Raw genomic sequence first — 19,339 nt, 5'->3', positions numbered from 1 at the left:
TCCCCCCGAGGGTTGGTATTCTTATCAGGCTGGTACGGCATTGGCAGCGGCTTCGTCCGCATGCGAATCCGGCATCGCCATCGGTTTGGCAGAACTGATTGAGCTTTCAACCAGTTGATCGAGCAACCCATCGTTCAGGGCACCGGTATGGGCTGCAAGGTAACCCACGGCATCCGAATCTTCGGTTAATGTGTCGATCAGATTTTCGAACTCGGCCTCGACAGCCATGTCGGCAAATACGGCCTCCGCGTTGTCGCCAAGCGCTTCGCCGGAGCCATCGGCCGTGCCTTCACCGCTGGCTTCCATGGCCAAGAGCGCTTCCATGGCTTGATCGATCTGAACAGTCCCGCTCGAATCGCCCGTTTCCGCGAAGTTGAAGGCCGAGTGATCGTTCGATCCGGCATTCGGTTCTGCACGCTGAAGGTCCGCTTCATTGTCGAACTTGGCAAGTTCGTTGGACACTGCGTCAGACCCGTCCTCGGCGCTGCGGATCGCATCGTCGCTTGGCGCTGCACCGTCTGAAGCCTCCGGATCGGTGAACAAGTCACCTGCATCCACCGAAGCGTCTTGCGCAGGTGCTGTGACGAGCCCTTCGGCGTCGGCAATTTCCAGTCCTTCGAACGAACTCAGTTCGACAGCTTCGATCGGTTCATGAGCGACCGAATATTCCGTCGTCACCAGAACCGCCGAAGCTGCAGCGGCTGCAAGAGCATGTTCCTGCGTCCGGGACTGACGCTCGGCAACAAACGTGGCGTCCGCAACTTCACCCTCTTGTCCGCTGGCACGGGTGAAGACCGACTTTCCGTTGATGAAGACATCACCGTCGAATGCGTTGCCTTCCTTGCCGTCGGAAATGAGTCCGATCGACGTGATGCCGGCATCGAGAAGCGAGGTGAACTCGCCTTCATCAGCCACGCCGTCGCTGTCGGCATCCTGCCAAATGCCGAATTCTGCAAAGGCAGCATCGGAAGCATCCAGCACGCCGTCCTGGTTGGTGTCGAAGCGCTCAGCGACAGCCTCGAGATCGGTCACGCCGTTCCCGCCGAAAACAAACTCGGAAGCGTCGGTGACCTGACCGTCTCCATCGGCATCGAAGGCGAGGATTGCATCATCCGCACCGACCCAGCTGGTGGCCTCGGCAACACCGTCACCGTCGAAGTCATAGGTAACGCCTGCGTCGAGGCCGAGGAATTCTGCTCCGTCACCGTCGAGGTCCAGAACGACCGGGTCAATGGTGGTTCCGCTGACCAGCGTGTTGAAGTTCGTGATGGTCACGCCTTGCAACAGGACGAGCGAGTCCTGGCTCGGCGTCGGTCCCGCGTTATCCTGATAATAGACATAGGTGTCGCTACCAGCGGTGAACGCGACGACTGAGTTGTCGTTGCCGATATCGTTGTTCTGCAGATAGTCGACGACCGCAGCGATATTGCCTTCGCCCGACAAGCTCAGCGCGCTGCTGAAAGTGTCGGAGTCATCGAAGCGGATGATGCCGTTGACGACCGAGTGCGATTTGATCGTCGCGCCATTGATCGTCAGCGTCGAGTCATTCCCGTCGATACCCGAAGTCTGGATCGCCTGGACAGTCAATCCATCGAAATTCAGTCGATCATTCGCGACATCGAAGTCGACGATAACGTCAAAGCCCGAAACCGTGCCCGCGTCGCCAGACCCACCGACCACGGCGAGTGAATCGCCGTCGCGAAGGAAGAACTGGTCCGATCCGCCATTGCCGACCAGGATATCGCCGCCGTCGCCGCCGACCAGCGTGTCGTTTCCGGAGCGACCGACAAGAATATCGGCCTCACTTGTGCCATCCAGCTGGTTTTGGCCAGCTTGCTCACGGTTTACCGTAACAAACGCATTGTCGGCATTGGACGTGTAAACGAAGCTGCCGCCAGCGGTGGCATCGTCGGTAAAGATCACATCTCCACCAGACAATGCGACATTGGCTGCGCCGTTGAAGCTGCCGATCCCTGTAATTGTGGTCGAGGGATCATCGTTGGCCTGCAGCCACGCCTGGTCGATCGAGATCGGCGAACCATCATTCGTAATGACGGTATCATTGCGCGTCAGATTGTTATTCTCGGACACGGCTTCGATATCGATGCGCAGAACCGCGCTGTCGGTATCGCCGTCATTGTCGGCCACGAAATACTGGAAATTCTCGATTTCGGCGACAGACATTTGAGGCGGCAGGTAAGTGTAGCTTCCATCCGAGAAATCGAATGTCAGCTCACCGCCGAACGCCGTTGTTGCAGTAAAGCTTGTACCGGAAACCGACCCGCCGGAACTCAGCGTAATCGTGTCCACGCCGTCAAATGCGTAAACGACATTGTTCACTGTAATCGAGATCACTTCGATGCCGTTGGCTGCCGGCGCATCGTTCGACAGAACGTTGCCCGAGATTTCCGGAACAACTACCTCGATCAGCGTGTCGACGAGATCGGTGAAGTTGGCCGCGAGGACCGGTGCACCTTCGCCATCGACATCGACATCCTGGAGAGGACCGGTGCTGATGCCGCCGCCCACGCCAACAGACGTCACATTGACATCGTTGTCATTCACGAAAGCTTGCCATTCAGCCGCGACGCTGTCGCTCAGGGCGTTGTTGGTGCCTGTATCGCGATTGGGGTTGCCGTCGCTCAGGAAAAAGACCTGGTTATTCGCATCCGGATTGGCCGCTATGACCGCTCCGAATTCGTCGATCGTCAGGTCGATACCAGCGCTGAAGTTGGTGAAAGCGTCTTGCACACGGTCACCGCCCAACTGGTTGTTGAGGCCGTCAAGCACCGCGGCGAGGCTGGCGAAATCGGTGAAATTGCCTTGTGCAATCGCATCCGCCACTCCGAACTGATCGCCCGAGAATGTAATCAGGCTAACCGTGACATCCCCGGTCGTGTTTTCAAACAGCTGGAACGCTGCATCTTTGACCGCTTCGAGCTGGAGGTTGAGCTCGTCCGAATTGAGCGAGCCGCTGAAATCAAGAACGAACGCGGCGTTGATGTCCTGGTCGACGACTGTCGTGGCAGTGAGATCGTCCTGCGCATCAGGGGCGTCATCAACCACGTTGATTACGAAGTCGTCGGCTACGGTATCGCCATCGCCATCGGCGAGAGTGATCGAAACCGGGAGATCGAAATCGACATTGGTTTCCGTCACCCCGATTTCAGCGATATTAAGCTTAACAGTTCCTTCGACACTGTAGACATCGACGAAGGCGACGAATTCGCCCGGAGGTGCGTTGATCGTGACCGTTTCGGTGGAATTGTTGCCAACAGCGATCTTGGTGATCGACTGGGTCGTGCCATCCGTAAAGTGTGCGACATATTCGATATTGTCGCCCTGGCCGAAATTCTTCATCGAGAAGGTGATGAAGGTCGCGTTCAGCAGGTTCGTACCGCCGATCGGATTGTAATCACCGGGGCCATCGTAATCGTCCAGCGCGCCGAGATCGAAGCGCATGAACTGGCCGTCATCGAAATTGTTGCTTCCAATGCCGAAGCCCGCAGTCGATCCATTTACGTCTGGAAGCTGATCGACGTCAGGAATGCCGCCAGCTTTCCACGCTGCTAGTTCGGCGGGAGTAAAAAACCCTCCATTGCCGACGGGTTGCCAGCCGGTAACGAAAACGAGATCGCTGCCGGTGCTATCTTGTGAAACGATCACACTTTCCGTCGGACCGGTCCCGAATGCGCCATCGTTTTCGATGTCCACGACGGTCACTTCACCGTCGAGAGGCACGATGAGATCGAATTCGTATTCGCCAGACGTTCCCGCTTCAGGATCCACTGTGATCGTGAAGACCTCTGTATCACCGGCGTTCAGCGTTCCGCTGCCGTCATTGTCGACGAAAGCAGTCAGCACATTGCCGTTTTGCGAAGTCACGAGCGGCTGGCCGCCAACCGTGAGCCCTGTCACGTCAGCCGAGATAGACTGCACTGTCCCGGGTCCATCCGCTCCGAAATCGACGTTCAGCGACCCCACAAGCGTCGCTGCGTCAGCGTCGTTCGCGACCATTTCGTCATCGATCGGCGCCGTGAATGACGGGGCGTCGTCCTGGAACGAGATCAGACTTCCGATTGCCGTCGAGGCAGTCGAGCTGTCGCCATCAGCATCCGTTGCGGTGACCGATGCGATCAGCGCACCGCTTGCGATCGAGACAGATTCGTCCGGGCTGGACGTGCCACCGACCGGGTGCTGGACGGATAGGTATTGCACCAGGCTGACCGTGCCAGTGGCACTGTTCACGGCGACAGCGAAAGCTGCCTCGCCGGACTGATTACCCACGCGGCCAACAACCACGTCGCCCTCCTTGTAAAGGACGATGTCGGTGCCATCAGTGGTGTTCAGACCTGAGTCTACGCCTGCGCTCGACACGTCGAGTGCAAACTCTGCATTACCGGGGCCGTCTGCTCCAAAATTGGTGCCGGTGAAGGCCAATCCGTTGATGTCTTGGGCGTAGCCGATGACGTCGCCGGGCACATCCGGATCATTTCCGGTGTTCGTTACGCCAGCGAAGGCCGCAATCGGACCGCTTACGTCCTGCGCGTCGCCATCGAGGCCGGGGGTTTCGTCATGGGAGACGCTCAGGCCTGCGGCGCTGATCGCGGCAACAGGGCTGTCATCGTCGATCGTGATGCTGATCGTGCCATTGGCCGTATCACCTTCGGCGTCGCTTACGACCACGCCGACTGAGAGCGACTGGTCGTCCTCGCTGGCGCCATCAGGGTGATCGACCGGAGCAAGCAGGGTGAAGGTGTAGGCGCCAGTGTTGACGTCCGTGATCACGAGAGTGAAGACATCCGCACCGGTCAAGGAATCCTGGCCGGTCAGCGTCAGAGTGGTCGCATCCCAGACAGTCTCGACCGGATTCCCAGCGAGGGTAGTCAGTCCAGTGTCGGCGCCCGCCGTCAGAGTGATTGAACCTGGGCCATCGGCACCAAAATCGATCCCTGCAAGATTGCCTGTCTGCACGGTCGCTTCCCCGGCGACGTCGCCAGTGCTGTCGCCATTACCAGCGATCCCGCCCAGGCCTTCTTCGTCGACGACAAATGTCGCTGCATCGGCGTTGATCGACGGGCCTTCATCCGTAATGCGGACCTGGAAGATGGCAGTGGTTGTGTCACCGTCGCCATCGGTGATGGTGTAGGTGAAGCTTTCCACAGCGTCTGCAAAGGGCGCAGTGATGTTCGTTGCCGAAGTGTAGAGCAGGTTGCCGCCACCATCGATCGTGACGGTTCCGCCGAGGCTTCCGGTCGCGATGGTGATCGCTGGTGTGCCGACACCGTCCGCGCCGTAGCTGTCATTACCGGTTATGTCGGTGACATTACCGATATTCGCTCCGCTCGCATTGTCGTCGGCGCTTGCGAGGATGCCATCGTCGGTCGCCACCGGAGTATCGTCATCGACGTTGATGACGAGCGATCCGGTCGCAATATCCGTGTCACCATCGGTCACTGTGTAAGCGATCGGGAACAGGAGGTTGTTTTCGGTATCGCCCGGGAAATGCCAGATATTGGCATTCTGCGTCACGGTGTAGTCACCATTGTTCGGATCGAGCGTGACCGTCAGAACCTTCACAAAGTTATTAGCGCCCTGCTCCTGCTCGACGATGATGTCGTCGCCCGATGCGATGTAGCGGAACCCGTTTGGCGAACCGGCGGTCGAGAACGCAATCGTCCCACCGTCATTGCCGAAATCGTGATTGAGCGTGCCCGTGGTGAACTGAGCATCAACATTGTCGTTCAGTCCGCCCGGATTTCCGCCAAGCGCATCGTCGTCAAGACGCACGAAATTGTTTGGACCTGTGGCTGGGACGTCGTCCGTGAAAGTCAGGTTCGAACCGATATCGAGCGTAGTGCTCGCGGTATCGCCATCGTTGTCCGTTACAGTGCCGATCAGTTTGACAAGACCGTCCGATGCCAGCGAAACGCTGACCCCGTTGCTGCCGGTGCTGAGGTCGTGATCAATGGCACGGCTCTGGTCGAGCACAACCTTGCCCGTACTGTCGACCGTTACGGTGAACACCTCGGCGCCCGACGCAGCTGCGGTCGCATCGGTGCCTTCGCGGCCGACCACGACACCCGCTTCGAGGAAGAGGAACACGCTGTTGCCGGACAGCGTGTCGATCAGTCCCGAATCGCTTCCATTGGTCGTTTCGAGCGCGAAGCTCGTGCCGGCCTCGCCATCTTCACCTGCATTGAAGATGAAGTTGTCGGCGAAGTTCGTGTCGGCATCCGCGCCAAAATCCGCATCGCTTACCGAAAGGCTGTCGTTGATACCCGACAGACTTACCGATGGGCCATCATCGAGGAACGTGAGCGCTCCTCCGATTGCGACAGTCGCGCTGTCGGTATCGCCGTCACCGTCCTTGATTGTGACGGTGGCCGAGATCTTGCCGTCGAGATTGAGCGGATCGTTGTGTTCACCATTGGAATCGTCGCCATCGATGAGATGCTCGAGTGCGACAATCTGCGTGAGAGTGATCTTGCCATCCCCGTCGATCGAGACCGTAAAGGCTGGCTGATCACCGTTGCCATCGTCGAAGACGCCGGTGATGAGGGTCGCGCTGGTCGCAACAAGCGTGATCGGATAATCCCCGACCGCCGTTGCAAGACCGCTAGCCGCATCAATAACCGAAAGCGAAAACTCAGTCCCGTTAGGGCCATCTTCACCAAAATCGGCCGTGAAGTTAAGGATCGAAGCTGTTGAAGTAGCGCTCGTGGTCAGGCCATCGGTTTCATCCACGGTCACGGAGCTGCCCAGCGCTACATTGCTGAGCGCAGGACCATCGTCGAGGAAGGTGATACCGCCCGCAATGTTGGCTGTTGCAGTTGCCGTGTCGCCATCGCTGTCTGTGATCGTCGCGCTAAGTGTGATCAGGTTTGCCGCGGCGAGGCCGGTCGGCTCGTTGTCCTGATTCGTGTCGCCATGTTTGACGGCGCGTTGCTGATCGAGCGTCACTGCGCCGGTCGCGGCGTTTACAGAAACGGTGAAGACAAGCGCACCTGTGCCATCGGTACGTCCTTCGACGACGCCATTGTTTACCGAGAGAACAACCGCTTGGTTTGTTGCGGTGTCGACCAGACCGGTCGAGCCCGCATTCACGCCCAACGTGTAGCCGCCGACGGATCCAGGGCCATCGGCATTCGCATCCGATGTGAAGAGACCGGCGAACTGAGCGGTCGCATCTGTTCCGAGAACGGTCTCATCGACCGTCAACGCACCTGCCGCGGGTGCGCTGGCGGTAATGGTCGGCAGATCGTCCGAGATTGCCAGATCGACCGTTGCGTCAGCCGTGCTACCATCCGTGTCAGTCGCGATGACATCGACAGAGCCGAGATTCGCAAGGTCATCGACGTCGATCGTCGGATGATCGTCGTAATTGTCGTTCAGCGTGGCCGTGACGGTTGCCGTTGTGTCAATGACCGAAAGATCCAACGTGACCACCAGTCTACCGCTGTCCGACCCCGTGATTTGCGTGTCGCTGACCCGCACCCAATCGAGATCGCCGTCAAGACCTGTGATCCCGCCGAAGGCGATCGAAACAATATCGTCGGAGCCTTCCGTGAAGACGATTGTGTCGCTGCTGGTGACGGAACCAGGCGTCGACCCGTCCGGAAGGTTCTGATCGTCGACTGTCAATGAAATGTCTGGCCCAGCCGAAGGATCGGCGCCGTCCGTAATGAAGATCGGCTGATCGGCGGTGTCGAAATCCCCGTCGCCATCAGTCAGCGTGTAGCTGAACGAAGCGTCGATCGGACCAAGAGACTGATCGAGATTTGGATTGGGATCGAAGGTCCAGTTGCCGAGCTGGTCAATTGTGTAGGTGCCATTCGCCGTGTTCACCGTCGCTACGGATCCAGGCGTCTGCGGGACGAGCGTTTCGTTTCCGTCGATGGTGATAGCAGTAACGGTCGCACCGTCGGCGCCCAGGGTGTCATCGACGCCGTCGGTCAGAACATTGCCGCTGATCGCGGTCGCAGCGTCCTCTGCGACATTGATGCCAGCCTGATCGGTAGCTGTCGGGACATCGTCGGTGATGTTCACGTCAATCGAACCGTCGCCGATCAGAGCGCCATTGGTATCGCGCACTTCGTAGCTGAAGCTTTCGGCAGCATTCACGACATTCGGGCCGTTTTCATCGACCGCATCCGTGAACGCTTCGCCGAGCGTGTACCTGTAAGCACCAGTTTCGGTGTTGAGGATCAGGATACCGTACTGGCCCGTGATCTGAACCTCGTTTGCGCCTGGCCCAGGAACCGTATTCGGGTCATCGAGGGAAAACACCAGTGTGCCCGTGGCACCGATAACCGAAATCTGCCCATCCGGGTCGATTTCGCTGCCGGAAAGCGGATCGCTGCCCTCCAGAAGTCCGGCTTCATTCACGTTGATATCGTTGTCGGAAACCTCGCCCGGAGCATTCACGACATCGATCGTGAGAGTGGCCTCGGCCCTGTCACCGTCCGCATCGACAATCGTGTAGGTAAAGACATCTGCCACATCGACATTCGTGCGATCGGCAATCGATTCATATGTGTATGCGCCGGTTTGCGCATCCACCGTCAGTATCCCGAGATCCGTGGTTATAACCAGGTCGCCGTCGGAATTGACGGTTGTTTGCGTGATTGTGTCGTTGACGCTGGTGATCTGGATCACCGCACCGGCAGCGCCAAAGCCATCCGCACCGGCTTCATCGACGCCATCGCCATCATTATCGGAAAGCAGGTTTCCGCCGATCGTGGCGCCTTCGTCGACCGTGTTGGAGTTGTCGGTCGCAATCGGCGCGTCGTCGACAATGGTGATGTCCAGATTATCGGTCGCCGTGGAACTATCGGTATCCGTCGCAACGACCGCAAAGCTGTCCGTGAACGAGCCATCGTTACCGTTGGTGTGCAGCAGCGAGTTGTCTTGCAGGGTATAGGTATAGCTAACTGTCGCGCTGACGACATCGCCAGCCGCGTCCGTGGTCGTCGAGACACCTGTGATGACGAGCTCGCCATAAACCGGATCATCGATCTCCACGGGAAAAACGGTGGTGCCAGCTGCATCGAACACAGTTTTGCCGCCGACGGTCAAAGTCGAAAGGCCATCCTGACTTGTGATTTCGAAGGTGCCCGTCTGAACCAGAGCATTGGGATCGGATTCAGTGCCGTCCGGCAAATCGCTTTCGAAAAGCGTCTCTTCCGAACCTTGCCCGTCGAGACCATTGATGACGACAGGATCATCCGCGCCATTGATCCTGATCGTCAGAGTAGTGGTCGAGAGATCGCCGTCTCCATCGGTGATGGTATAGGTGAAAGTTTCGGTGAGGCTCTCGGTTTCATCGAGGCCCTGCACATCAGCATTCTGGTTATTCAAAACGTAGCTGTAAACGCCATCTGCACCGATCGTCAGCGAGCCGTACGTGCCGGTTACGCTGATACCGACCTGTCCGGTCACGTCCGTGGTCGAGGTGCCTGCGGCGACACCCGTGACAGTGGCGCCATCAGCACCCTCGACGTCAGTCACACCGTCGCTGGTGTTGCCATCGGTGCCGCCGCTGCCGGTCAGCACATTGCCATCGGCGATCAGCGGGCCATCCTCGGTCACGCTGTCCATGTCCGCAATCGCGGTGGGAACATCATCGACAATCGCGATTTCGAGCGTGTCCTCGCTGAAATCGTCGTCCTGGTCCTCGACCCGCACAACGAAACTGTCCGAAGTGTTGTCGCCTGATGTGTTGGTTTCCAGCGTATAGCTGTAAGTGATCGAACCGGCGTTGATCGCTATGATTTCAAGCGTGCCGAACGATCCGGTGAAGGTTTGTCCAACCGAACTCACCTCTGTGCCATCGATCAAGACCGTTGCCGGGCCGTCTTCTGCAGAGAAGGTGAAAGTGCCCTCGGTCGTTTCGCTTTCCGTGGCAGCAGCCGAGCCTGCGGGAGGTCCGTCAAGACCTGCTTCGTCGACGGATGTACCGCCCTCACCTGCCACTGGCAGGTCAAGCGTGGTTTCGCCGTCTGCGATCGCAATGACCAGATCGGCATTGGCCGTGTCGCCGTCGCCATCGGTTATGACGTAGTTGAAGGTGTCGCTGACACCGCCCGGAGTGCCTGAGTCACGGGTATAGCTGAAGGTACCGTCAGCAGCGATTGTGAGAACGCCGTACTGGCCTTGCACAGTCTCGCCGGTCGCACCGGAACCGCCAGCACCCGAATACGATGTGACGACAGCGCCGTCAGCACCCTGGGTATCGTTGGTAAGAACGTTGCCGCCGATCGGGTCGAACTCGCCCGCGGCGACCGAACCTGCGTCATCCCGCGCAGTCGGCGTATCATCCACGATCGCAATCACGATCGAGGTGTCGGCCGTATCGCCGTCGCTGTCGGTTACGGTTACGGTAAAAGTATCGCTGTCCGGGTCGGTCAGCGTGTTGTCGGTGAGTTCGTAGGTATAGGAATACTCGGTTCCAGTCAGCGTGACAGTAAGCACGCCCTTCGGGGTCGTTACCGTACCGCCATTGGTCACATCCACGCCGTTTATTTCAAGCGATCCGATAGTGTCGTTTCCGGTGTCGATCAGGATCAGGCCGGAGGTGAATTCGCTGTCGCTCGCTGCGTCTGAACCTGCCGGCTCGTCACCGCGGGCTGCGAGACCGGCTTCGTCCGCGCGGTTATCCCCTTCGGCAGCGATTTCCGGGACGGAATCCGGCTCAAGTTCCAAGGTCACTGTCGCGGTCGAAGTGTCTCCATCCCCATCGGTGATCGTATAATCGAAGGTGACCTCACCCTCTTCGCCCGGCCCAGGCGTGTAGGTGAAGGTGCCGTCACCATTGTTGACGAGCGTGCCTGTGCCGCTGAGGGTTCCGTCGACGAAGGCGACGTCGCCATTCTGGACATCATCCGCGCCAACAACATCGTTATCGAGAACGCTGACGGTGATCGGGCTGTCTTCGCCAACCTGATCCTCCGTGTCATCCACAGCTTCCGGTTCGTCATCAATGATACTGATTACGAGAGTGTCTTCCGCCTCGTCGCCATCCAGATCCGTGACGACGATATCGATCTCAACCGAGGTGTCGTCGCCGTCCGTGTTATCGGCGAGAGTATAGTCGTACGTGATCGTGCCGAGGCCGGTCACGGGTTCGTAAGTCAGGTCGGTCACCACAAGAGTGCCTGTGCCGTCGTCGATCACAGTCTGGGGCAGAGTGCCCGGAGTGATTTCGACGCCATTCAGCGTGACGGAGCCAAGTCCGTCTGGCGATGAGAACTCGATTACTCCGGCCGTGTTTTCGTTGGGATCGCTGTTGTTGTCCGCGATGCCGTCGGCGATTTCGCCCGATCCGACGGGTTCTTCCCCGCGCGGCGCAAGCGCGCCTTCCTCAACCACAGTTCCCGCGCCGGTGCGTGGAACACTGGTGATGACGCCTGGCGCATCGCCGATCTCGATCAGAAGCGTTGCTGTCGAGGTGCTGCCGTCCTGATCGACGATCGTATATTCGAAGGAATCTTCGACCCCGCCCGGCGTGTTAAAGTCGCGAACATAGGTGTAGCTGCCATCCGCATTCAGCGTCAGCGTGCCGTATTCACCCTGCAGGGTTTCGCCGGGTTCGGCTGTGCCATTCGCGTTGCTGAATCCCTGAACCGGGCCGTTTTCAGCGTAACCGTCAGCGCCTGATACGTCGTTGACCAGCACATCGCCGGTGATCGGATCGTGAGTGCCCGCCGGTACTATATTAAAATCATCGGCGGCGATGGGACCATCATCGGTAATGTTAATGGTGAGGGTCGCTTCGCCCGCATCGTCGTTGGTGTCGATCGCAGTAACCTGGAAGACGTCCGACACCGCATCGGTCGTGTTGTCGGAGAGCGTGTACGTGAACGTCACTTCGCCCGAAACCAGATCGAGGCCCGTGATGGTCAGCTCGCCCAGGGGCGTGGTGATCACCTGGCCCGGACCGGTCAGCTCGATGCCATTGATGAGAATTGCGGAAATGCCGTCGAGCGCATCGACGACAATGGTGCCGCTCGTGCTTTCATTGTCGGTTTCGGCCTGGGTACCTTCCGGCTCGTCGCCGCGAGCAGGCAAACCGTCTTCTCCGACGGTGGCGACAGCGTTCGGAACGCCAATCGGATTGTCGATGGTTTCGATTACGACTTCCGGCTGATCGTCACCGAAAGGCAGAATTTCTTCTTCCGGATCTTCCGGGAATTCCAATTCGGTGAACGGCAGTAGATCGCCGATATCGAATGCAGGCTGGATCTCACCCTCGTCGCCAGCGAAGTTGCCACCCGAACTTTGGGTGGCACCGGCGGCAGGCTCAGGCTCGTTGCCGGTGAGAAGTTGAGCGACAGTCTGAGGCGGTACGGCGACGCCTTCGACAACGATCTGGGGCACAAACACGGCCCCGTCAGGAATGACGATCCGCGAACCGTCGGCCAATGTGATGACGAGGTCACGTCCCTCGACCGACAGATCTTCAAGCGACGCGCCAGGCGGCAAAGTGATGATGTTGTCCTGGGCCGGCAAAACAATCTCGCTCGGCTCGCTTACGGAATCGGTTACGAAATCTTCCGTGCGGTCCTGATTGGCGTCGTTTTCGAGTTTCATCGCTTTGCCGTCCTTGCTCGTCGGATTTCGCCGACTTTTTAGGGCGCAAGCGCAGCTAACCTCACGCAACAAATTGCGCTTGGCAACTCTGTACTCGCAGCCCCGATTTATTGTTTTCGCGCGGTTCAGCGCTGAAAAAGCACAACCCCCCGCAACATTGATTCAATTTGACCAGCTTTTGGCAGTGGTTTCAAGCTCGTTTACCAAACCGATGAACTATAATTAAGTCTATGTAATATATAATTTAACTTACTAAAATGCACTGCCAGAAAGAGATTAATTGGTTAACGTGACACCGAATCGCCTCACCCTCATCGAATCGCTGAACGCGAATCTAAGGCCCTGAAAATCAAGCAATCTGCGGGTAGGCGGCGCGAAAAGAGTTCGATTTGTTTGAGGATTTGAAAACAAATCGGGCTATGAGTGACAGTTCGCAGTTGTAATGACTCATCGGGAATTCGGGGGATCGTCTCGTGGAGGAAACACGCGCCAAGAGCGGCGTCAGAGAAGACAAGGTGCTGTTCGCTTGTTTGGCGCTAGTCATCGTAGCGCTGATCGCGGGGACATCGCTTCCGTATTTGATCGAGCAGTCGAATTCCGTGCCATCGCTGGTCTCGCCAAATGATGCGCCGCCCTTGAGCGAGAATGCATCTGCGAAAGAATTTGAGCCGGAGCCACGATCCGGGGCCGGCGCACGAACGGCGCAGATTGACGGAGCTGACAGTCAGAACTCAAAGCCGTCACAACCTGCAATCGACCCTGCACTCGCCCGCACTGCTAAAAACGAGGCAAGCGCTCGTGCCCCGATAGCCATTGGCGATGCTTCACTTGCGTCAATCGCATTCGACCTTGGCGAACAACCAGCGTCAGCTGCAGACGTAAGACCTGTGGGAGGCGACCTTATCGAAGTGCGAAAATCCTTGATCAACCAAGGGACAAATCTGGGATCGATGACCGTCACGATCGATCAGAACGCGCGCATCTTTGTACGCGGTGACGAACTGAAAAGCCTGCTCGAACAATCGGAATTGCACTCTGGCATGCCATCGCAGCTCGCATCGAGCGAACTCGTTTCCTTTCAACAAGTGCGCGATGCAGGCATCGACATCCGGTACGACCCGATCGACGATCAGATCGTGCTTCATCCTTGACTGCACGTCAGGTAGGCTGAGGGCTCGTATTCAGACTGCGATTGGAAAGTTGGCGGAGAGACAGGGATTCGAACCCTGGGTACCCGTAAGGGCACAGTAGTTTTCGAGACTACCCCGTTCGACCACTCCGGCATCTCTCCGCGTCCCTCGATCGGACCGCCAGGTCGGTATCAATTCGGCGGCCACTCATGGAAGGGAGCGCGCGCGTTAGCGCAGGCATTTCAGCTTGCCAAGACCTCTTGGGTCACAAAAATGGGGCATATCTTCGCGCGGCACCGGGCATTCCGCTTGTTTTGCGATTGCTAAGGTCCATATTCCCTAGATCATGGAGCGCTCAGAGTTCTTTTCCACCCAGGCAGGCCGGACGATCAACGCGCCGAGGCAGACGCGCACGCGGTTCGGCATCGGCGATGTCGTTCGGCACCGAATGTTCGATTTCCGCGGGGTCGTCTTCGATATCGATCCGGTATTTGCGAACAGCGAAGAATGGTATCAATCCATTCCCGAAGACATTCGTCCGCTGCGGGATCAACCGTTCTATCATCTCCTCGCCGAGAACGATGACGAGAGCTACGTTGCGTATGTTAGCCAAGGCAACCTCTTAGCGGATGCTGTTCGCGGGCCGGTGGATCATCCGACTGTTTCAGAGCTTTTTGAGCAGTTCAAGGACGGCCGTTATAGGATGCGCCGTTCGCTGACACATTGATCGGCGACTGTAAAAGGTCCCTCAGCTCTTCAGCTTCCACCCCGATCGCAGCACGAAATAGACCGCGACCGCGATCAGCATATTGAAGACACCGATGCCGATTGCGGCCATCATCACATCGCTTGCGCTTCCGATGTCGCTTTCTCCCAGAAAGCCGTACCTGAATCCCGAAATGACGTAGAAGAACGGGTTGGCGCGGCTTACCGCTTGGAACGTGGGGGCAAGGTTGTCGAGCACGTAGAATGTGCCCGAAAGCAGCGAAAGCGGCGCGATAATGAAATTGGTGATCGCCGCATTGTGATCGAATTTCTCAGCCCAAATCGACGTCCCAAGACCCAGCAAAGCGAGCATTGCCGATCCCATTAGACCAAACCAGATGATCGCCCAGCCATGCTCGATCGCCAAGCTTACATCGGGCCAAAGCACCATCGCCAGTGCGACTGCGCAGCCGACAGCGATAGCCCGTGTCACGGCCGCAAGCACGATGCCGCTCATTAACTCACCCGGCGAAAGCGGTGGCATCAGCAAGTCGATTATCGTTCCCTGGATTTTTCCTGAAAGCAGCGAGAACGAGGAATTGGCAAAGGCATTCTGCATCATGCCCATCACGATCAGCCCAGGCGCGACGAAACTGGCAAAAGGTACGCCGAGCACTTCGCGCCCCCCCCGGCCCAGTGCGACCGTGAAAATGACGAGAAAGAGCAAGGTCGTAACCGCCGGGGCCCAAATCGTTTGCGTCTGCACCTTGAGAAACCGGCGCACCTCCTTCATATAGAGGGCGAACAAGCCTGTGCGATTGATCCCGGTGATGACCGGCTGGCCGCGCGGGGGGAACCGGATGCTCCCGCCGGTTGCATCGTCTTCGGGAGCGGCGTCCGATACGGAGCCTGCAGTTGAACCTTGTGAAGCTTGCTTTTGCATGGCTTCGCCGCCTAGGGCCTTGGCCTGAAACTGACAAGCCGGACGCTTGAACAGAATTAAGAACGGATAGACATCTATGAGTTGGACTGACGAGCGGATCGGAACGCTCAAAAAGATGTGGGAAGGCGGATCGACCGCCAGCCAAATCGCGGAAGAATTGGGCGGCGTCAGCCGGAATGCCGTGATTGGCAAGGCTCACCGACTGGGCCTGAAATCCCGACCATCTCCGGTAAAAGCCAACGAAAAGAAAAAGGCTGCAAAGAAGGCGGCCAGCAAGACTGCGGCTCCCGCGAAAAAGGCGCCGTCGGCCAAGGCTACGACATCAAAGCCAGCTGCGCGTCCGGTGGCAACCTCTGCCGCGTCCGCAAATGCGAACACGGATGCACCACCCAAGAATGATGGATCACCGTCTCAACCGGTGCCTAACCCGACGCCAAACCTCCCGAAAATCGTATCGGTCGGTCCCGGCGGGTTCCTGCGCCAAGGGCCAGGGGATCAGCAACCGCCCATTCCACCTGCCCCGCCCCGTCGGCTTGTTCCGGCCAAACCGAGCCCGGAAATCGCCGACAAGACGAGCCTGCTCGATCTATCGGACAAAGTATGCCGGTGGCCGATGGGTCACCCTGGCGAACCCGATTTTCACTTTTGCGGAGAGGCCGTAAACCCGGGATTTCCGTATTGCGTGGAGCATTGCGGTCGGGCCTATCAGGCGCAGCTACCCCGCGGTGCCCGACGCCCCCCACCCCCTTTGCCGTTTGGCGGACCGCGCGTACGCTAAACCGATCATTGCAATTTTGAAGGCCCGCCGGTTTCGACCGGCGGGCCTTTTGCTGGAACAGTTCTGACATCGCCTTCGCATAGGAGATAATCATGCCCCTTTCGCTTCAAGCCGCCTACGTCCCAAGTGCCATCCAGATGTTGGGCACTGCCGATCACCTGCTTGACGTGACAGAGCAGTGGTGCACCGCGCAGGAATGCGACCAGTCCGCGATATTGGGTGCCAAGCTGATCGATGACATGCTCCCCTTCTGCTACCAGATCAAAAGCGTCGCCGAACACACGGCAGGATCGATCGAAGCTGTTCGCGAAGGGGTGTACAGTCCCGACCTCAATCCGCCGCCAACCACCTTCATAGAATTGCGCGCGAAAATCTCAGATGCTCGCACCGTCATGGAAACGATTGGCGAAGAGGAAATGGAAAGCTGGATGGGCCGCGACATGCGGTTTGAATTCAAAGATCGCAGGATGGACTTCACAGTCGAAGACTTCCTTCTGAGCTTCAGCCAGCCGAACTTCTATTTCCATGCGAGCGCAGCCTATTCGATTGCCCGGATGCTGGGAGTACAAATCGGAAAGATGGACTTCATGGGCGCTGTGCGCATCAAAAGGGGCTAAGATGCCTAGACAACTCGGCCTGATCCCTGCGCTTGCGGGCGCCGTCGCAATCACTGCCCCGACGGCCGGACTTGCCGATATCCCCGACCCGGTCCAGGCAATGATCGATGCAGCGCTGGAGTCTGGCGACGAGACCAAGATCCGCGCCATTATCGAAATCGCGCGCGAAACCAATCCAGACGACACCGCGGAATTCGACGCGATCCTGATGGACTACGAAGCGCAGCTGGCGCTCGAGGTTGCAGCCGAGGAAACTGCAAACGAGCAGGCAATCCGCAATGCTGGCCTGTTCCAGAACTGGTCCGGCGAAGGGGAACTCGGCGCATTTCGTTCTACAGGCAATTCGTCCAATACGGGTGTGACCGCAGGCCTTGCCTTGACCCGAGAGGGCATCGACTGGCGTCACAAGCTCTCCGGACGGGCGGACTTTCAACGCTCGAACGGAGTTACAACCCGTGAGCAGTTCGTCGCCCGGTACGAGCCCAATTACAAAATTTCGGAACGCCTCTTTGCCTATGCACTCGCGCAATATGAGCGCGATCGCTTCCAGGGCTTCTCGGCTCGCTATTCGGTATCGGGCGGTCTCGGTTACGATGTTATAGCCACCGAGACCGCGTCGCTATCGCTGAAAGCGGGCCCTGCCTGGCGCCGGACGGAGAGGATCGGCGGCGAAACCGAAAGCAATCTTGCGGCACTGGCCGAAGCGGATTTCGATTGGCAGATCGCCAAGAAGGTCGCGTTCACACAGAATGCCAGTGCGTTCGTTCAAAGCGGATCAAGCACTTACATTTCGGAGACTGGGATACAGGCCGGCATCTCCGACGCATTTCAAGTGCGGCTATCCTACACGCTCGAACACGATACCGATCCACCGGCGGGCGCGGTGCGGACCGACACGCTTAGCCGGGTCACACTGATTTACGGCTTCTAGACGCGGCGTTCCGCCTGAAATCATTTACGCTGAGAGAACCAGATGGTGTGCCGGGGGCCCTTGTTGTTCGGCCGCGCCCGTACTTCGCGCATTTCGACATCGAAGCCTGCTCCGATCAGGCGCTGAGTGAACTTGTGATCGGGCGCGGCCGACCAGATCGACAGCACTCCCCCCGGCTTTAGCGCTTCCCGCGCCTTGGCAAGACCTGTGCGCGAATAAAGGCGGTTGTTCTGGTCGCGTACGAGGCCGTCAGGTCCGTTGTCTACGTCCATCAGGATCGCGTCATACTTGTCGCAAGTACCGTCGTTCGCATCGTCTATCAGCGCGCCGACATCGCAGATCTTGAGGTCTAGCCGTGGATCGGACAGAGCCTCTCCTGTGAGCTCGACCATTGGCCCTTCGGCCCATTCGATTATGCTGTGAGAAATCTCCGCGACGACGACATCCGCGCGCTGACCCAGCAGAGACAGCGCCTTGCGCAAAGTAAATCCCATGCCGTAACCGCCGATCAGGATTCGCGGGGTCTGTTTGCCCAACCGCTGCAGCGTAAGCTCGGCGAGCTGCTCCTCCGAAAACTGCATGCGAGTGCTCATCAGCTCGTTGCGTCCCAGCACGATCATGAAGTCGCGCCCGTGGCTGTACAGCTCCAGCATTTCGCCGTCGTCTATTGTGGTGGAATCGATGAGTTCGCGTTTTAGCATGGCTGGCCGCTAAACGATTTCGTCTTCATCGAACAGTCCATCGGCAAAGGCCGCGTCTTCAATATCGTTCAGACGGTCTTCTGCCGTTGCGTGGCGGTCCACCTCGGCAATGTGCATCAATGCATCGCCCTGATTGACCACTGGCAAATTGCTACGCCCGATAATCACACCCGAAATGTGCGCCTCTACAGGCTCGTCCACGTCACCGAAAGGATCCGCAAGAAAACCGATGGTCTCGCCTTTTTGGACCGCCGCGCCGTTGGTTTTGGTGGCACGGAATATGCCCCCGGCGGGCGCGCGTAACCAGCTCGTGCGGTGACTGCGGATGGGCCTGGCCCCTACCTTGCGCGGCAGCCGGACATTCATCCCGAGATGCGCCATGACGCGCAGAATGCCCTGCACACCGACGCGCATGCTGAGCTCGTCGAACCGCAATGCCTCACCGGCTTCCAAGAGCAACACGTCGCAATCATGATCCGCTGCCGTCTGGCGCAAGGATCCATCGCGCAGGTTCGATACGATGATTGCGGGAGCGGCGAAGATTTCCGCCAGTTCGGCCGCTCTCGTCCGGCCTTCACTGATGCGGATTTGCGGAAGGTTTTCGCGGTGCAGCCCGGCTGAATGCAGATCGATACCGATGGTGCTGCGCGCGATGATCTGTTCGGTAAAATGGTGCGCCAGTTGCGCCGCGAGCGAGCCTTTGGGCGAGCCGGGAAAGCAGCGGTTGAGATCGCGGCGATCGGGCAGATACCGTTGGTGCTGAACGAAGCCATAGGCATTAACGATAGGGACACACAGCAATGTCCCTGCAAGTCGCTTTGCCGAGACAGCGTTGATCACCCGCCTACATATTTCCACACCGATGATCTCATCGCCATGCACGCTGCCGCTGATGAACATTACCGGGCCAGGTTTCCTTCCGTGGATCACACGCACCCGCATC

9 protein-coding genes and 1 tRNA gene are annotated in these 19,339 nt (G+C 58.3%); 5 read left to right on the top strand and 5 right to left on the bottom strand.

What is annotated here, in order from left to right; all coding sequences use genetic code 11:
* Positions 1–24: 24 nt before the first annotated feature.
* On the bottom strand, positions 25–12,591 hold the full coding sequence (locus KCG45_RS09945; RefSeq protein WP_218317089.1) for a DUF5801 repeats-in-toxin domain-containing protein: 12,567 nt from the start codon (positions 12,589–12,591) through the stop codon (positions 25–27).
* A gap of 473 nt (positions 12,592–13,064) precedes the next feature.
* On the opposite strand from KCG45_RS09945, the gene KCG45_RS09940 reads away from it, so the two are divergent.
* Entirely contained in the window at positions 13,065–13,742 is a 678-nt protein-coding gene (locus KCG45_RS09940; RefSeq protein ID WP_218317088.1) for a hypothetical protein, read from the top strand.
* A 50-nt stretch (positions 13,743–13,792) separates the two neighbouring features.
* Here the strand turns inward: KCG45_RS09940 and KCG45_RS09935 are convergent.
* Positions 13,793–13,882: transfer RNA gene (locus KCG45_RS09935), tRNA-Ser, on the bottom strand.
* A 185-nt stretch (positions 13,883–14,067) separates the two neighbouring features.
* On the opposite strand from KCG45_RS09935, the gene hspQ reads away from it, so the two are divergent.
* Positions 14,068–14,448, top strand: a complete 381-nt coding sequence (gene hspQ, locus KCG45_RS09930) for a heat shock protein HspQ (RefSeq protein ID WP_218317087.1) — start codon at positions 14,068–14,070, stop codon at positions 14,446–14,448.
* Between the two features lie 21 nt (positions 14,449–14,469).
* Here the strand turns inward: hspQ and KCG45_RS09925 are convergent, their stop codons facing one another.
* Complete coding sequence (locus KCG45_RS09925; protein ID WP_218317086.1) at positions 14,470–15,369, bottom strand: ABC transporter permease; 900 nt, start codon at positions 15,367–15,369, stop codon at positions 14,470–14,472.
* Between the two features lie 76 nt (positions 15,370–15,445).
* Here KCG45_RS09925 and KCG45_RS09920 point away from each other — a divergent pair, with 76 nt between their 5' ends.
* From KCG45_RS09920 to KCG45_RS09910, 3 genes are all read left to right on the top strand, one after another.
* A complete protein-coding gene (locus KCG45_RS09920; RefSeq protein ID WP_218317085.1) occupies positions 15,446–16,147 on the top strand; it encodes a GcrA family cell cycle regulator in 702 nt (233 codons plus the stop codon).
* A 92-nt stretch (positions 16,148–16,239) separates the two neighbouring features.
* Positions 16,240–16,764 carry a DUF1993 domain-containing protein gene (locus KCG45_RS09915; protein WP_218317084.1) on the top strand — a complete coding sequence of 175 codons (525 nt, stop codon included), beginning with the start codon at positions 16,240–16,242 and terminating at the stop codon, positions 16,762–16,764.
* 1 nt (position 16,765) lies between these two features.
* A complete protein-coding gene (locus KCG45_RS09910; protein ID WP_218317083.1) occupies positions 16,766–17,695 on the top strand; it encodes a DUF481 domain-containing protein in 930 nt (309 codons plus the stop codon).
* Between the two features lie 20 nt (positions 17,696–17,715).
* Here KCG45_RS09910 and KCG45_RS09905 read toward each other — a convergent pair whose 3' ends face one another.
* Both KCG45_RS09905 and KCG45_RS09900 read right to left on the bottom strand, forming a co-directional pair.
* Complete coding sequence (locus KCG45_RS09905) at positions 17,716–18,396, bottom strand: spermine/spermidine synthase domain-containing protein (RefSeq protein WP_218317082.1); 681 nt, start codon at positions 18,394–18,396, stop codon at positions 17,716–17,718.
* A 9-nt stretch (positions 18,397–18,405) separates the two neighbouring features.
* Complete coding sequence (locus tag KCG45_RS09900; protein ID WP_255548122.1) at positions 18,406–19,296, bottom strand: succinylglutamate desuccinylase/aspartoacylase family protein; 891 nt, start codon at positions 19,294–19,296, stop codon at positions 18,406–18,408.
* Positions 19,297–19,339: the final 43 nt, after the last annotated feature.

Source organism: Erythrobacter ani, assembly GCF_019204025.1.
Taxonomy (GTDB): Bacteria; Pseudomonadota; Alphaproteobacteria; order Sphingomonadales; family Sphingomonadaceae; genus Erythrobacter; species Erythrobacter ani.
The sequence above is the reverse complement of the archived record's forward strand: the minus strand, read 5'-3'. Positions and strand labels throughout refer to the sequence as shown.

What these genes read in the sequence shown, in the direction of transcription:
- hspQ (WP_218317087.1), top strand. Translation starts at nt 14,068, where the DNA reads ATGGAGCGCTCAGAGTTCTTTTCCACCCAGGCAGGCCGGACGATCAAC.
- KCG45_RS09915 (WP_218317084.1), top strand. Translation starts at nt 16,240, where the DNA reads ATGCCCCTTTCGCTTCAAGCCGCCTACGTCCCAAGTGCCATCCAGATG.
- KCG45_RS09920 (WP_218317085.1), top strand. Translation starts at nt 15,446, where the DNA reads ATGAGTTGGACTGACGAGCGGATCGGAACGCTCAAAAAGATGTGGGAA.
- KCG45_RS09925 (WP_218317086.1), bottom strand. Translation starts at nt 15,369, where the DNA reads ATGCAAAAGCAAGCTTCACAAGGTTCAACTGCAGGCTCCGTATCGGAC.
- KCG45_RS09900 (WP_255548122.1), bottom strand. Translation starts at nt 19,296, where the DNA reads ATGTTCATCAGCGGCAGCGTGCATGGCGATGAGATCATCGGTGTGGAA.
- KCG45_RS09945 (WP_218317089.1), bottom strand. Translation starts at nt 12,591, where the DNA reads ATGAAACTCGAAAACGACGCCAATCAGGACCGCACGGAAGATTTCGTA.
- KCG45_RS09910 (WP_218317083.1), top strand. Translation starts at nt 16,766, where the DNA reads ATGCCTAGACAACTCGGCCTGATCCCTGCGCTTGCGGGCGCCGTCGCA.
- KCG45_RS09905 (WP_218317082.1), bottom strand. Translation starts at nt 18,396, where the DNA reads ATGCTAAAACGCGAACTCATCGATTCCACCACAATAGACGACGGCGAA.